This is a genomic window from Sphingobium chungangianum (assembly GCF_977014255.1).
In genome coordinates, this window is record NZ_CDRNIV010000006.1 from 580891 (window position 1) to 596128 (window position 15238).

A 15238-nucleotide genomic window follows, 5' to 3' on the forward strand; every position below is an offset into this window, starting at 1 on the left:
ATCGCCCGTTCCGTAAAGGGGCATGCCGCCAGATGACGGCATGCCAGAACCAAATCTAGGCCTTGGCCTTGTCCTTGCGCGCCGGGATCAGCCCCCGGAGGTCGCCGATCTTGCCGAGCAGGGAGTCGCCCTTTTTCTTTGCGGGCTTGCCATCGACGGCTTCGCTATCCTCGGCGGCCCCCATGGTGGCGTCGAGCAGGCTGACGCACGCGGCGCCGACCTTGCTGCCCTTGGCCGCCTCGGCCAATGTCTTGCCCAGCTTGGCGGCCTGCGCCGCGACCCGCAGGTCGAAGGGGATCAAAATGTCGACCTTGCGTTCGATCGAGGTTTCGAAATCCTTGCGGCTGATTTCCTGCGCGCCTGCATGGACGCGGTTCGCGACCACGATCACGCGCGTTTGGGGCGCGTTGCTTTTCAGCCAGGACAGGATGCGAATCGAATCGCGCGCCGCCGCCAGGGTCAGTTCCGTAACCACCACGGCGACGTTGACGTCGCTCATCAGGTGCGGATGCTGGATCAGCATATGGCGCGGCAGATCGACGACGCTGCATTCAAACGCGGCGCGGAATTCCTCCAGCAGCTGGTAGAAGGCGCCGCCATCGGTCAGCATCGGCTGGCTGATCGGCGCTTCGGCCGACAGGATGGCCAGCGTGTCGCTGGCGCGCACCATCGCGCGTTCGATGAAAAGACCATCGATGCGGCTGGGGTTATCAATCGCGTCGGTCAGGCCACGGCCCGGCTCCAGGTCCATCGCCAGCGCGTTGGTGCCGAAATGAACGTCGAGGTCGAGCAGCGCGGTTGGCCGCTTCTGCTTGTCGCTGAGCAGCCATGCGAGCGAAGTCGCGATGCTGGAAGCGCCGACGCCGCCGCGCGTGCCGATGACCGCTGTGGTGAGATGAGGCCGTTCGGGGCCTGCGTCGCGCGGGGCGAAGAACACGGCCTGCGCTTGTGCCAGTGCGTCGCGCAGCTGATCCGCGCCAAAGGGTTTCAGCAGATAATCCTGAATGCCGCTGGCGACGAGGTCGCGGTACAGGCGTACGTCATTGACCTGACCGGCGGCGATCACCACCGTGCCGGGTTCGCACACTTCGGCAAGGCTGTTGATGTCGTTCAGCGGGTCGCCGCTTTCGGACATATCGACGAACAGGATTTGCGGGCTGGCGCTGACCGACAGGCTCTGCACGGCATTGCGCATGCCGCCCTTGTTCACCTTTTCCGGTGCCCAGCCCATCTCGGCCGCGACCATCGCCAGCAGGTCGTGGCTATGATCGTCGCAAACAAAGGCGTGGAAGGGATCGCGCTGTCCAGACATGGCAGGTTTCCAGGGTGCGTTCATGATCAGCGTCCTAAGTTCTTGAGATCGCCCGAACCGGTCGGCGTCTTTTCACGGTAGGTCGAAATGGCCCGGTTGGATGTCGCTGTGCGCAGGTCGCTTTCGCTGCTCTGGCCGCGCACCAGATCTTCAGGATTGGCGACCATCGCGGCAAGATTGCTGTTCACGGCGCAACCGTAGTTGGAGGTGGCGCCGAGCTGGGATTCGGTTTCCTTCTTGCTCGACCAATCGGGGCAGCCGGGCACGCGTGCCGTTGCACGGCGCACCACCAGCCGGACGCTGCCAGCAGGCGCGGAGCCTGCCGCAGCGGAGCTGTCCTCACCCACCAGCATGCCGTGGCGGGCGACGACATCGGCGATGCTTTCGCGCAATTCAGGACTGTAATAGGCATCGGTAACAATCGCGACCTGATCGCCATAGCCAAGGCCGATGGAAGCGAACCAGTCGTCCAGACGCCGCGCTTCCGAAGGGGCAATGGCGCCGTCAGGGCCAGCCTGAACGTCGAAAGTGTAGGTATCGTGGCTGACGACCGGCTGATGCACCGATTCGACCCCGCGATTGACGCTGGAATTGCAGGCGGCAAGCGGCAGCGCCAACATGGCGAGCGTGCCGAAGCGGAGGATATTTTTGGCGGACAGGGAAGTCATGACTGTCGTCCTTCCGATCAGAAGCTGAAGCCAGGCGCGGCGGCGGCTTTCGCCGAACGCTTGCCTGAGTCGCGGGGAGCTGCCGCCTGCGGGTCGGACGCCGGCGCCGGGCCGGGTTCGCGGCGTGGCAAGGGCGCGCGCGCGCCGCTCACCCCGTCATTCCCCTGCTGGAGCAGAAGGCCCTGGGCAATATTGGCATTGCGGAAGCCATCGGTCGGCAAGTGCACGTCCGACGCGTTCATCGGCTTCACCAGATAAGGGGTGACGACGATGACCAGTTCGGTCTCATGACGCTGGAACCGGCGTGACTTGAACAGGCTGCCAAGGATCGGGATTTCGCCGAAGCCCGGCGTCTTGCTGATCGAGTTGGCGGTGTCGTTGTTGAGCAGGCCAGCGATCATGAAGGCCTGGCCCGAACCCAGTTCGACGGTAGTTTCAGCCGTGCGGCTCTTGAGCGCCGGGACGGTGGTGTTCACCGAGAAGTCGAGGCTCGACACGGTGGGGCGTACGCGCAGCGAGATGCGGCCATCGGCCAGCACGGTCGGCGTGAAGGCAAGCTGCACGCCATATTGTTTGAACTCGATGCTGTTGCCCTGCGTGCCGTTGCTGACCGTGTAGGGATATTCGCCGCCCGCCAGGAAGCTCGCCGTTTCACCCGACAGCGCGGTCAGGTTCGGCTGGGCCAGCGCGGTGGCAAGGCCGCTCGATTCGGCAAGGTCCAGCGCACCCGCGACATCCATGCCGAGCAATTTGGCTACGAAGCCGAGCGACGTGGTGCCGTCGATCGGGCTGTTGAACGTCCATTGACGAGTGATATCGCCATTGGGAAGGCCCGGCACGAAACTACCTGAAGTCGCGAAGCCACGATCGGATCGGTTCATGTAGCCGCTGAAGTTGCCTGATCCCGTCCCCAGACCCCTCAGATTTACGCCGATCTGATGCCCTATGTCGCGGCTGACTTCCGCGATCTTGACCTGAAGATTGACCTGAAGCGGCGTCGCGGTGCGCAGGCGGCTGACCACGGTCACTTCCTTGCCCACAAAGGCCTGCGTCAGCCGTTCGGCCTCCGCTGCATCTTCTGGCGCGGCGACGGTGCCGGTCAGCAGGACCATGCCGTTCATCTTATTGACGGCGATGGCGGCCTCGGGCATCGCGAGCTTCAGCATTTCGTCGATATTCGACAGGTTGTTGCCGACCCGGACGGTGCCGGAAAACAGCACCTTGCCGTTGGTCGCGGTGGCGAAGACGGTGGTTTCACCGGCTGCCTTCGCGATCAAATAGAGCTGGTTCTGGGCACGGACATGGACGTCGACCACATTGGGGTCGCCGATCACCACGTCGGACATCTTTGCGCCGAGGTTGATGACTTTGCTGCCGCCCACCGACATCAGGATCGCATTGTCCTGCATCGATGAAGGTGCGGCGTTGAGTGCGGTGGTTGGCGTGGCGGCCATGGCGGCGGCGAGGCCGAGAGCGATGGCGGGGCCGATGAGCGGTTTGACCGCCTTTTTGCCCGCATCAATGTTGATACGCTTCATCTTATTTCCCCCCGACCGGAACGACGGTCACATTGGTGCCGCGAGCGATGCGGATCACAGGTCCGCTGATGCCGCCCGCGCTGGCCGGTGCGCCGCCCCCTGCGGGCACTTCGACACCGGCGGTCTGCACTGGCTTGGCGGGGACGGAACTGCGCTGGTAGCGAGACACGTCGGCGCCGGTGGAATAGGTGCCGCCCTTGTCGACCGGACGGGCCGCAAGCTTGGCTATGATCTTCTTTTCCGCGTTCGGATTGGCACCATCGGGCAGATCGACGTCGGCGCCAGCGATGGCGGCGTCGAGGTCCGATGCATTGTCGGCGATCGAACGGAGTGTCAGCGACAGCGAACCGATGGTTTGCGCCACCGCGATCTTTTCCGCGATCTTGGGCGTCACTTCGATGGTGACGTTGGAATAGGTTTGTACGACCGGCTTGCCGTCCGCGCCCAGCGCATCCATGCGCTGATCGGTGGCGAGTACGCGGAGGTTACGCAGGATAGTCTCGGAAACCTTCAGCGGGTCACCGTCGCCGCCGCCCGCCACGCTCTGCGTCAGCATCAGGTCGACGCGGTCGCCCGGAAAGACGAAGCCCGCGACCGAATTCTGCGCTGAAACAGGAACGGTGACGGCACGCATGCCCGGCCCGAGCGCTGCGGCAAGGAAACCGCGCTCACCCGGCTTGATCACCGAACCCACGGTCATCGGCTGACCGGCCGAGATGGCGGTGCGCACGACGCTGCCCGCCAGCTTGGCGGGATCGGTCTGGCCCTGAATGTAATAGGCCTGCTCCACCAGATCTTTCGGCCATGGCTGGAAGCGGAAGCTTTCCGCGTCGAGGATGGTGCCCACTGGGAGCGCCTTGGTCGCGACCAGCACATGAGGCTGATCCGCTTCCACCGGCATGGATGAAGCACTAGCCTGGGGCGCGCTAGACGAACTCAGCATGTTGCGCGCGAGAAGAGCTGTTGTGACCGCTATGATAAGCGCCCCCGCCAGCAGCACGATTTTCTTGCCGTCCATGATGAAATTCGCCTCCCTCAGTCAGGCAAGTGTCGCCCGAGCCCCGAATTTTACGCAAAATGGTTAAGATATCGTTCGCCAATCAACCAAAGGGCTGCGACCGATATTGCGATACCGTAAGGAATCTGGGGCTGGCCCAGCCGTCGGGTCGTCCGGTGGTGGACCACGGTGACGATCGTCACCACGCCCCCGACCATGGCCATGACCATCAACATCGACAGCACGGCCTCCCATGGGAACCAAAGCGCCAGCGCGCCCAGCAGTTTGACATCGCCCCCGCCCATGCAACCCATGGCGAAGAGCGCGGCGAAAAGCGCGAACACGGCGAGGGCCAGTGCGACCTGCAAAAGCATGCCGGGCCAGACCGGCATGCCATTGGCGATCCACCACAGTGGAGCCAGTCCAGCGATGACCAGGTTCAGCCGGTTGGATATGATCCGGGACCGCAAATCCGTCACCGATGCGATGACCAGCAGCACGCCAAGGGCGCACAGCAGCGCCGTCGTGAAATATTCCCCCGTCATGAATCTAAACCCTAGACCGAATGGCTTACCAAACCGTAACCATGCGCCCCATGGATTCGCCCGTGTCTGTTCCCCCGGCCTTTGACCGTCGCGCATGGCCGATGGACGGGCGGCTCGATTACTGGACCGCGCCCGATGGCTGGCCGTTGCGCCGCTATCGGCTGGGCGAGGGACAGCGCGGTCGATTGCTGATGCTCGGCGGGCGCGGCGACATGATCGAGAAATATCTGGAAGTCATCCATCACTGGGCGGACCGGGGCTGGGTGGTCACCGCCTTTGATTGGCGCGGGCAGGGCGGCTCGGGCAGGCTGAGCAGCGATCCGCTCTGCGGCCATATCGACGATTTCGCGCTATGGGTTGCGGACCTGGAGGCTTTCGTCGCCGATTGGCGGGCGCAGGGGACAGGGCCATGCGTGATCGTAGCGCACAGCATGGGCGGGCATCTGCTGCTGCGCGCGCTGGCCGAGGGCATGGCCCCGCCCGACGCTGCGGTCGCCGTCGCGCCAATGATGGGCGTCCACACCACGCCGCTGCCACGCTGGCTGGCGGTGCTCATCGCCCGGACCATGTGCGCGCTCGGCTTGTCCCATCGGCAGGCCTGGACCCAGAAGGAAAATTCGCAGCGGCAACGGGCCATGCGGCAGAAGCGGCTGACGCATGATCCGGAACGTTATGCCGACGAACTCTGGTGGCGCGATCATAGTCGGGACGTGGCGCTTGGATCGCCCAGCTGGCGCTGGGTGTTGGAGGCGCTGCAATCGACCTTCGCGCTGGAGAAGGGCGGCAAGCTTGAGCGCATCGCCGTGCCGTTGCTGATCCTTGCCACCAGTGCCGACCGGCTGGTGTCCACGCCCGCCATCCGCCGCATCGCCGCGCGCATTCGGGGCGCGCGCCTGCATGTCTATGGGCCAGAGGCGGCGCATGAGATCTTGCGCGAAATCGACCCGGTACGGCTGGATGCCCTGCGGCGGATCGATGCCTTTCTGGATGAGAACGCGCCAGCATGAGCCGTTTCGACATCGTGATCGTCGGCGGCGGCATAGCAGGCGCCAGCCTGGGCGCGGAACTGGCGGGTCAGCCATCCGTGCTGATCCTGGAACAGGAGGAAAGCGCGGGCTATCACGCCACCGGCCGCTCCGTCGCTTTCTGGGAGGAAACCTATGGCGGGCGGCAGGTGCAGCCGCTCACCACGGCTTCCGGGCCGTTGTTGCGCTCCCCCGATCCGGCTTTTGCAAGCCGATCCTTTCTCACGCCCCGGCAGACGCTGTTCGTCGGGCGGGAGGCCGATAGGGCAGAGCGCGACCAGTTGATGCGGGAATTTTCGGGCTGCGTCGACCTGCGCCCTGTTGATCCCGCCGCGCTGGTAACGGGGCTGCGACCCCATTGGACGATCGGCCTGCTGGAACCGGGCGTGTGCGACATCGACGTCGCCGCGCTGCACCAGGCGTATCTGCGGCGCTTCCACGCGAAGGGCGGCAAATTGCGGCTGGGCACTGCTTTCGAACAGGCGACCCCAACGCCGGGCGGCTGGCGCATTCAGACGAACGGCGGCGTCATCGATTGCGGCATCATCGTGAACGCCGCTGGCGCATGGGCCGATGATGTCGCACGGCGCAGCGGCGTCGCGCCCATCGGCATAGCCCCGCTTCGCCGCACCGTCGTGCAATTGCGCGTGCCCGCCATGCCGTCACCCGACCTGCCACTGGTCATGGACCTTGGCTCCAGCTTCTATTTCAAGCCGGAAGGCGAGGGGCGCATCTGGCTGACCCCGCATGATGAAGAACCTTCGCCGCCCTGTGACGCCGCGCCCGAAGAACTCGCGGTGGCGCAGGCGATCGCCCGTTTCGAAGATGTCGTGGCCTGGCCGGTCGAGGCGGTGGAACGCAAATGGGCGGGGCTGCGCAGCTTCGCGCCGGATCGCGCGCCTGTCTATGGCTTTGACATCGATGCACCGGCTTTCTTCTGGTTCGCGGGGCAGGGCGGTTTCGGCATCCAGACCGCACCCGCAGCAGCGTTGCTGGGATCGGCGCTGGTGACCGGCGGATCGATGTCCGAAGCGGTGAGCGGGATCGATCCCGCCGCTTATTCTCCCGCCCGTTTCAAGTAAACTAAGGCCGGGGTACGGCTATTCGGAACGAAGAGGCGGCCATCACGTTGGGTCAATGGCCGCGCCCATATAGATGGGATACAATAAAGATGCGGCCGATCCTAAAGCATTTTCGAAGCGGATGGTATCATCTGCTGGGTAAGAAAATGCGGAAAACAAAAGACAATTAGAGCATGATCCAATTCAGTCTGATCGGCTCATGCTCTAGGAGTAGGAGAATGCCGTGATGAGAAAGTCGATATTATCAGGGTCGGTCCTGATCCTGTCAGGACTGTTTATGGCAAGTAGCAGCACCAGCTTTGCTCAGCCAACAGAGGAAATTATCGTGACGGGTCGCTATAGCGACGCCCAATCCCTTTCACAGAATGTCAGTTATGCCGATCTCGACCTCAGCACAAAGGCCGGGAAGGACGAACTGCGCCACCGTGTCGCGCTGACCGCCCGCTATCTGTGCGACAAGCTGGGCGAATCGGGTTCCTCGTCAGCCGTCGTGCCCAGTTGTCGGGATGCCGCGGTGAAGGACGCGATGGGACGGGTCGGCACGGTCGAAGAGGGCTTTGCGCCGCGTGGGACGACATGGGTCGCCGGTACGCGCTGGCAACCGCCTTATCCTGCGGACTGGACAGCAAAATATCCCTGAGCCCTGTCGGGGGAGCGGCGTTTCGCTCCCCCGTTCATATGCGGAAGAGTTCGGCGGCCGCGCAGGCGAGTTGATCGGCGCGCTCATTTTCAGGGTGACCGGCATGGCCCTTCACCCATTGCCAGCTGACCTTATGCGGCGCGGCTGCTGCCAGCAGAGCTTGCCATAGCTCGGCATTCTTGACCGGCTTGCGATCGGCGGTCTTCCAACCGTTCTTCTGCCAGCCGAACACCCATTTGGTGATGCCGTCCATCACATATTTGCTGTCGGTGTAGAGCGTCACTTGGCAGGGCCGCTTGAGCGCATTCAGCGCTTCTATGGCGGCCGTCATTTCCATGCGGTTATTGGTGGTCTGTGCCTCTCCGCCGGAGATTTCTTTTTCCGTGGTCCCAGAGCGCATCACCGCGCCCCAGCCGCCGGGGCCGGGATTGCCCTTGCACGCGCCATCGGTGAAGATTTCGACCTGTGACAGCGCGTTCACGCTCGCAGCAACTCCGCCGGAGCGGTCTGCGCATAGAAATCCAGCCGCCGCAGATAGGCCAGCGGGTCCTTGCGCGTGACCAGCGCGTCGGCGGGCGTGTTGATCCAGTCATAGGCTCTCGTCAGCAGGAAGCGGAGCGCCGCACCCCGGCACAGGATCGGGAAGGCGGCCTGCTCGGCATCCGAAAGCCCATGCGCCGCCTGATAGCCAGCGAGCATTGCGGCCGACCGATCGGCAAAGAAGTGCGCGCCATCATTGCTGAACACCCATGCGCTGTGCGTGACGGCCAGGTCATAGGCGCGGATATCGGTGCAGCTGAAATAAAAGTCGATCAGGCCCGTCACCTCATCGCCCAGCATCAGCACATTGTCGGGGAAAAGGTCCGCGTGAATGACGGCGCGCGGCAGCTCGGCGGGCCAGTGCGCGTCGAGATAGACAAGTTCATCCGTGACCCGCTGGCCAAGGCCGGGCGCGATATCATCGAAATGGTCGCCGCACTTTGCCGCCAGATCGTGCCAGCCAGCGATGTCGAGCGCGTTGCGGCGTTCGCCCGCAAAGCCTTCCGCCGCGCGATGCAGCTGGCCCAGCGCCGCGCCTGCGGCTTTCGCCTGTCCGGCGGTCGGCTCGGTGACGGATATGCCGGTCAGGAACTCGATCAGGCAGGCGGGTCGTCCGCCGAGCTGTTGCAGGCGCTTGCCCTCTCGGTCCGCGATAAAGCGCGGCACCAGACAGCCGCGCGCGCCGAGATGATCGAGCAGGTCCATGAAGAAGGGCAGATCCGCTTCATCCACCCGCTTCTCGTAGAGAGTTAGGATATAGCGGTGGCCATTGCCGTCCGCGCCGGTGGTTTCCAGCAGATAGTTGCTGTTTTCCACCCCCTCGGCGATCCCCTTGGCGGAGACCAGCCGTCCCGCGTCATAGCGAGTCAGGAAGGCGTCGATTTCCTCGGCCGGGACATGGGTATAGACCGCCATAGTCTTACGCCGCTCCCAATTCGCGGGGAAGCTTGAACGAGATGGTTTCGCGCGCCGTCTCCACCTGCTCCTCCGTCACGTCGAATCGGGCGGCGAGCCGGTCCACGACTTCGCGCACCAATATTTCGGGGGCGGAGGCGCCTGCGGTCAGGCCGAGGGTCGCTACATTCTCCAGCCACGCAAAATCGATGTCGTCCGCGCGCTGGATCAGCCGGGCCGGCGTGCCCTCGCGTTCGGCCACCTCGACCAGACGCAGCGAGTTGGAGCTGTTGGGCGCGCCGATCACATAGACCGCGTCGCAGGCGGCGGCGATCGCCTTCACCGCCGCCTGTCGGTTCGACGTCGCGTAGCAGATGTCCTCGCCCTTGGGCGCGTGGATCGACGGGAATCGGCGCTGAAGCGCTTCGACGATCGCCGCCGTATCGCCCACCGACAGGGTGGTTTGAGTCAGAAAGGCAAGATTGTCGGGATTTTCGGGGATGAAGCTCTCCGCATCCTCGACCGTTTCGATCAATGTCATGTTGCCTGCATCGACCTGCCCGAAGGTGCCGACGACCTCGGGATGTCCCTTGTGACCAATGAACAGAATATGGCGCCCTGCCTCGACCTGCCGCTCTGCCTGCCGGTGCACCTTGCTGACCAATGGGCAGGTGGCGTCCAGATAGTCAAGGCCGCGTTCTTCCGCCTTTGCAGGCACCGCCTTGGGCACGCCGTGGGCGGAAAAGACCACGGGTACGCCGTCGGGCACCTGATCCAGTTCCTCGACGAAAATCGCGCCCTGCGCCCGCAGATTGTCCACGACATATTTATTATGGACGATCTCGTGTCGGACATAGACGGGCGCGCCATATTTCTCGATCGCCTTTTCGACGATGATGATGGCGCGGTCCACGCCAGCGCAAAAGCCGCGAGGGGCGGCGATCAATAGCTTTAAGGGAAGACGGGCGGTCATGGCTGCCGCTTAGGCCAATGTCGCGCCGGAAGGAAGGGGTGAGGGGAGGCGCGTTCCTTTCGGTTGCGTGAGCGGCGGGGTGCGGATAAGAAGCCCCAGCCTGTTCCCAAGGGATTGCCTCGTGACCTTTTCTCGACTTGCGCTGACCGGAATGCTCGCCCTTGCCCTTGCGGGCTGCTCGCGCCGGGGAGAAATCGATGCCACGGGTGGCGTCGTCGCCGTCCGCTCGGCCTGCCCGACCGCCGCGATCCCCGCCTATACGGGTGACGTGACGCTGTTCAATCCTGCTGGCAGCACCGACGCCCGCGCGATCGACGTGGTGGCGAACATCACCGACCTGCGCGCCACCTGCTCGGAAGGGGCGCAATTCTACAGCGAGGCGACCTTCACGGTGAACGCCCGCCGTTCCGACGCCACCGCCGCGCGGCAGGTGACACTGCCCTTCTTCTCCGCCGTGGTGCGTGGCGGCAACGCCGTCGTCGCCAAGCGCGTCGGTCAGGTCGTGCTGGACTTCCCCGCTGGTCAGTATCGCGCCACCGCGACCGCGAAGGCAGGCTCCTATGTCGATAAGGCCGCAGCGACGCTGCCCGCCGACATTCAGGCGAAGATCACGCAGAAGCGCAAGGCGGGCGATGCCGACGCGGCCATCGATCCCTTCGCCCAGCCCGACGTCAAGGCGGCGCTGCAACGAACCAGTTTCGAGCTGCTCGTGGGCTTCAACCTGACCCAGGACCAGCTCCGATATAACGCGACACGTTAAGAGCGAACCCAATCTTCCGTTCGCCCTGAGCTTGTCGAAGGGCTCTACTTCTTGCAGGGAAGGATGACGCTTCGATTTTAGCCCAGCCCGGACGGGTCTTGTGCTTTTCGAGGAAACACCCTTGTCTCTCTACATTCGTTTCACTGCCCATCTGAATGCCGTGCTGGACGCGCTGGAGGCGGATGGCACCTTGCCCGCTGGTCTCAATCGCAAGCCGGTCACGGTCGAGCCGCCCCGAGATGCCAGCCATGGCGACCTCGCCACCAACGCGGCCATGGTCCTCGCCAAGCCCGCAGGCACCAACCCGCGCGCGCTGGCGGAAAAGATCGTCGCGGGCCTGCAAAAGCTGGACGAGGTGGAAAGCGCCACAATCGCTGGCCCCGGCTTCATCAACCTGGCGCTGAACGACGCCACCTGGCGCGCGGAACTGGCGGCGATTCACGCCGAGGCTGCGGATTACGGCCGATCCGACACGGGCAAGGGCGTCACCGTCAACGTCGAATATGTCTCCGCCAACCCCACCGGCCCCATGCATATGGGTCACTGCCGAGGCGCCGTCGTCGGCGATGCGCTCGCGACCCTGCTCGAATATGCCGGGCACAAGGTCATTCGCGAATATTATATCAACGACGCAGGCGGCCAGGTCGATGTGCTCGCCCGCTCGGCCCATGTCCGCTATCGCGAAGCGCTGGGCGAAGATGTGGGCGCGATCCCGGAAGGCCTCTATCCCGGCGACTATCTGGTCCCAGTCGGCCAGGCGCTCGCCGCCGAATATGGCGACAAGTTCGTAGGCGCACCCGAAAGCGAATGGCTCGTCCCGTTCCGGACCAAAGCGGTGGCCGCGATGATGGAGATGATCCGCAGCGATCTCGCATTGCTTGGCATCCACCACGACATCTTCGCGTCCGAAGCCGAACTGCAAGCCGCCGGAAAGCCCGAAGCCGCCGAGAAATGGCTGCGCGATCATGACCTCGTCTATGACGGCGTCCTCGAAGCGCCCAAGGGCGAAACGCCCGAAGATTGGGAACCGGTCGAACTTCCCCTGTTCCGCTCCACCAAATTCGGCGACGATCAGGACCGCCCGATCAAGAAGTCGAACGGCGCCTGGACCTATTTCGGTGCCGACATGGCGTACCATTTCCAGAAGGCGCAGACCGCCGACCAGCTGATCGACATTTGGGGCGCCGACCATGCGGGCACGGTGAAGCGCATCCAGGCCGCCGTCGCCGCGCTGACCGAGGGCAAGGCGCGCTTCGACGTCAAGCTCATACAGATGGTCCGCCTGCTGCGCGAAGGCGAGCCGGTGAAAATGTCCAAGCGCGCGGGCAATTTCGTGACGCTCGCCGATGTCGTCCGCGAAGTGGGCAAGGACGTCGTCCGTTTCACCATGCTGACGCGCAAGGCCGACGCCCAGATGGACTTCGACTTTGCCAAGGTGGTGGAGGCGTCGAAGGACAATCCTGTCTTCTACGTCCAATATGCCCACGCCCGCATTTCTTCGCTTGGCCGCCGCGCCGAAGAGGCACAAATTGCACTTCCCGCGCCCGACCTGTCCCGCCTTGGGACTGAAGAACTTAATCTTGTTAAGTTAGCGGCGCAGTTCCCGCGGGTGGTGGAAGGGGCTGCATCGGCCCGTGAGCCGCATAGAATCGCTTTTTATCTCAACGACTTGGCTTCTGAATTCCATAGCTGGTGGAATTTGGGGAACGACAATCCGCGCGCCCGCGTCATCCTGACGGACGATCCGGACGTAACTTCTGCGCGCCTTTTCTTAAGCCGTGGAATCGGGCAAATCATCCGTAATGGCCTAGCCCTGATGGGCGTGGCTGCGGTGACGGAAATGCAATAGCCAAGCGGAGGCACGGATAAATGGGCGACTTTGCGAGGGGGCGGCTCGATCTGGACGACGACGAGCGTCTGCCCTGGCTGGAGCCTGGTATCGAGGATGAGGAGGATGAGGGCCTGTCCCCCGTCCGCCTTCTCGGCTTCATCCTGGTTGCGCTCGTCCTGCTGGGCGGCGTGGTCGCTGGCGTGTGGCTTCTCAAGAATCGTTCGGCAGGCGGCGGCGAAGGCAAGCTGATCGCCGCGCCTGCGGGCGACTACAAGGTTCCCGCGCGCGAGGCCGATGCGAAGAAGTTCGAGGGCGAGGGCGATGCCAGCTTCGCCGCCAGCGAAGGCGTCTTGCGCGATGGCCGCATCGATCCCAGCCGTGTGCCTGAAGCGCCCGTGACCGCCACGGCTCCTGCAAAGACGCGCCAGGCCGTGCCCGGCAAACCATCGCAGAGCGTAACCGCGCGCGTTGCCGACGAAACCAACGTCCGCCCCGCCGCCGCGCAGCCCGTGCACAAGGGCGGGGCCGTGATCCAGCTCGGCGCCTATGGCAGCCAGTCCGGCGCGCGCGATGCCTGGACCCGCCTCTCCAAACGCTTCGCCTATCTCGCCCCGCTCACCATGTCGGTCGAGCCTACGGAAGTCGGCGGCAGCACCCTCTACCGCCTCCGTGCGACGGCGGGGGCTCAGGCGAATACGCTCTGCGGCAAGCTCAAGGTGGCTGGCGAAAGCTGCATCGTGGTGAACTAAGCACCTTGTTCCCTCTCCCCTTCAGGGGAGAGGGCTAGGGAGAGGGGAACAACGGTGCGGGATCGAAAGTCGCTAGGTTTTGCAAAGCAACTGCGATCTACCCTAACCCCCGCCGAAACCTGCCTCTGGTATCACCTGCGCGCTAAGCGCTTCGTTGGTGCCAAGTTCCGCCGCCAGACCGTAATTGGCCCGTACATAGCCGACTTCACGTGTCGAGCTGCGATGCTCGTAATAGAGATTGACGGCGACACCCATGGCTCAACCGACGAATATGACGCAGATCGCACTGTCTATCTAAGCGAGCAAGGCTGGAGCGTCATCCGCTTCACCAACACCGATGTTATGCACAACCCGGAAGCCGTCCTTTCAACGATAGCTCAGCGCATTCCCCTCTCCCTAACCCTCTCCTCTGAAGGGGAGAGGGAACATGTCGCTCCTTAACTCTCGCCTCAACAACCCCTTCGACACGACGCTCCTTCGCCGCTACCATCCGCCCTCATGAAACCGGTAATCTTCGGCCTCTCCGGCGAGATGCTCACTGCTGACGAACGCGCCTTCTTCGCCGATGCGCAGCCTGCGGGCTATATCCTCTTTCGTCGCAACATAGCCGACCGCGCCCAATTACGCGCGCTGACGGACGACCTGCGCGCCCTCCACGGCCGCGACGATCTGCTAATCATGATCGATCAGGAAGGCGGCCGCGTCGCCCGCATGCAGGCGCCTGTCTGGCCCAGCTTCCCGCCCGGCGCCGTATTCGATCGCCTCTATGACATCGCCCCGTCCAGCGCGATCGCAGCCGCCCGCGCCAATGCCCATGCCATCGCGGTGACGCTGGCCGAAGTGGGCATCAATGTCGATGCACTCCCCCTGCTCGACGTGCGGCAGGACGGGGCCAGCGACATCATGGGCGACCGCACCTTGGGCGCCGAGCCGATGCGGGTCGCCGCGCTTGGCCGCGCTACTCTCGAAGGATTGGCCAGGGGCGGGGTCGTCGGCATCATCAAGCATATGCCAGGCCATGGCCGCGCCATGGTGGACAGCCATCATGAATTGCCGATCGTGACCGCGAGCGAGGAAGAACTCGCCATCGACCTCGCGCCCTTTCAGACATTGAAGGACGCAGCCATCGGCATGACCGCCCACGTCATCTATACCAGTTGGGACCCGGACTTGCCCGCCAGCCTCTCCGCCTCGGTGATCGAAACGATCATTCGTCAGCGGATCGGCTTTAACGGCCTTCTCATGTCGGACGACCTCGACATGAAGGCGCTGAACGGCAGCATTCCCGAATTGGCGGCGGGCGTCGTCGCGGCCGGGTGTGACCTGGCGCTCAACTGCTGGGCGCGGATGGAAGACATGATCGGCATCGCCAATAGTCTTCCCGATATCAGCACGCAGTCGAAGGCCCGGCTAGACCGCGCCATGGCGTCGGCGCAACTCGATCAGGACAGCCCGCCCCTCGAACAGCTGCTTGCCACCCGCGACAGCCTACTCTCCGTGGTGGTTGCGTGAAGGCGAACGCCATCGGGTTCCTTCCGGCGAAGCCACGGAGAGGTCTTGCCACCGACGAAGCCGCTAATCCCGCTGCCCTCATCCTCAATTTTCAGGCAACTTTCAGAGCGCTGCGCGCGCCTCAAACCCTCCGCGTCTCCGCGCCTCCGCGTGAAAAATCACTCTTCGCGCA

Annotated in this window: 16 protein-coding genes; 8 read left to right on the forward strand and 8 right to left on the reverse strand. The window is 63.9% G+C overall.

The window, feature by feature from the left end; all coding sequences use genetic code 11:
- Window positions 1-55: 55 nt before the first annotated feature.
- The 5 genes from ACWNC0_RS09840 to ACWNC0_RS09860 are packed head-to-tail and all read right to left on the reverse strand — an operon-like array spanning window position 56 to window position 5060.
- Window positions 56-1336, reverse strand: coding sequence for a pilus assembly protein CpaE (locus tag ACWNC0_RS09840; protein ID WP_449471297.1), 1281 nt, complete (start codon window positions 1334-1336; stop codon window positions 56-58).
- 2 nt (window positions 1337-1338) lie between these two features.
- Complete coding sequence (locus ACWNC0_RS09845; RefSeq protein ID WP_449471299.1) at window positions 1339-1980, reverse strand: CpaD family pilus assembly protein; 642 nt, start codon at window positions 1978-1980, stop codon at window positions 1339-1341.
- Between the two features lie 17 nt (window positions 1981-1997).
- The gene (locus tag ACWNC0_RS09850) at window positions 1998-3518 is read right to left on the reverse strand and encodes a type II and III secretion system protein family protein (RefSeq protein WP_449471301.1); all 1521 of its coding nucleotides are present in this window, start codon (window positions 3516-3518) and stop codon (window positions 1998-2000) included.
- A gap of 1 nt (window position 3519) precedes the next feature.
- Window positions 3520-4536: a Flp pilus assembly protein CpaB gene (gene cpaB / locus ACWNC0_RS09855; protein WP_449471303.1), complete on the reverse strand. Its 1017-nt coding sequence runs from the start codon at window positions 4534-4536 to the stop codon at window positions 3520-3522.
- Between the two features lie 50 nt (window positions 4537-4586).
- The gene (locus ACWNC0_RS09860; RefSeq protein ID WP_449471304.1) at window positions 4587-5060 is read right to left on the reverse strand and encodes an A24 family peptidase; all 474 of its coding nucleotides are present in this window, start codon (window positions 5058-5060) and stop codon (window positions 4587-4589) included.
- A gap of 41 nt (window positions 5061-5101) precedes the next feature.
- On the opposite strand from ACWNC0_RS09860, the gene ACWNC0_RS09865 reads away from it, so the two are divergent.
- The 3 genes from ACWNC0_RS09865 to ACWNC0_RS09875 all read left to right on the forward strand — a co-directional run bounded on the left by ACWNC0_RS09865 (window position 5102) and on the right by ACWNC0_RS09875 (window position 7807).
- Window positions 5102-6067 carry an alpha/beta hydrolase gene (locus ACWNC0_RS09865; RefSeq protein ID WP_449471306.1) on the forward strand — a complete coding sequence of 322 codons (966 nt, stop codon included), beginning with the start codon at window positions 5102-5104 and terminating at the stop codon, window positions 6065-6067.
- Complete coding sequence (locus ACWNC0_RS09870; protein WP_449471308.1) at window positions 6064-7167, forward strand: NAD(P)/FAD-dependent oxidoreductase; 1104 nt, start codon at window positions 6064-6066, stop codon at window positions 7165-7167. Before ACWNC0_RS09865 ends, ACWNC0_RS09870 begins: the two co-directional genes overlap by 4 nt.
- A 277-nt stretch (window positions 7168-7444) precedes the next feature.
- Entirely contained in the window at window positions 7445-7807 is a 363-nt protein-coding gene (locus ACWNC0_RS09875; RefSeq protein ID WP_449471309.1) for a UrcA family protein, read from the forward strand.
- 34 nt (window positions 7808-7841) lie between these two features.
- On the opposite strand, the gene rnhA is transcribed toward ACWNC0_RS09875, so the two are convergent.
- The 3 genes from rnhA to ispH are packed head-to-tail and all read right to left on the reverse strand — an operon-like array spanning window position 7842 to window position 10214.
- Window positions 7842-8288 (reverse strand): ribonuclease HI, encoded by a 447-nt coding sequence (rnhA, locus tag ACWNC0_RS09880; RefSeq protein WP_449471310.1) that lies wholly within the window; start codon window positions 8286-8288, stop codon window positions 7842-7844.
- The gene (gene thrB, locus ACWNC0_RS09885; protein WP_449471312.1) at window positions 8285-9262 is read right to left on the reverse strand and encodes a homoserine kinase; all 978 of its coding nucleotides are present in this window, start codon (window positions 9260-9262) and stop codon (window positions 8285-8287) included. The genes rnhA and thrB overlap by 4 nt, the downstream gene beginning before the upstream one ends.
- A gap of 4 nt (window positions 9263-9266) precedes the next feature.
- Entirely contained in the window at window positions 9267-10214 is a 948-nt protein-coding gene (gene ispH / locus ACWNC0_RS09890) for a 4-hydroxy-3-methylbut-2-enyl diphosphate reductase (protein WP_449471314.1), read from the reverse strand.
- A gap of 151 nt (window positions 10215-10365) precedes the next feature.
- Here ispH and ACWNC0_RS09895 point away from each other — a divergent pair, with 151 nt between their 5' ends.
- The 5 genes from ACWNC0_RS09895 (at window position 10366) to nagZ (ending at window position 15066) form a co-directional block, all read left to right on the forward strand.
- Window positions 10366-10974, forward strand: coding sequence for a hypothetical protein (locus tag ACWNC0_RS09895; RefSeq protein WP_449474591.1), 609 nt, complete (start codon window positions 10366-10368; stop codon window positions 10972-10974).
- Between the two features lie 121 nt (window positions 10975-11095).
- Window positions 11096-12823, forward strand: coding sequence for an arginine--tRNA ligase (argS, locus tag ACWNC0_RS09900; RefSeq protein ID WP_449471315.1), 1728 nt, complete (start codon window positions 11096-11098; stop codon window positions 12821-12823).
- 20 nt (window positions 12824-12843) lie between these two features.
- Window positions 12844-13554 carry an SPOR domain-containing protein gene (locus ACWNC0_RS09905; RefSeq protein ID WP_449471317.1) on the forward strand — a complete coding sequence of 237 codons (711 nt, stop codon included), beginning with the start codon at window positions 12844-12846 and terminating at the stop codon, window positions 13552-13554.
- Window positions 13555-13608: 54 nt separating this feature from the next.
- On the forward strand, window positions 13609-13995 hold the full coding sequence (locus tag ACWNC0_RS09910; RefSeq protein WP_449471319.1) for an endonuclease domain-containing protein: 387 nt from the start codon (window positions 13609-13611) through the stop codon (window positions 13993-13995).
- Window positions 13996-14052: 57 nt separating this feature from the next.
- Complete coding sequence (nagZ, locus tag ACWNC0_RS09915; protein ID WP_449471320.1) at window positions 14053-15066, forward strand: beta-N-acetylhexosaminidase; 1014 nt, start codon at window positions 14053-14055, stop codon at window positions 15064-15066.
- Window positions 15067-15238 lie beyond the last annotated feature (172 nt).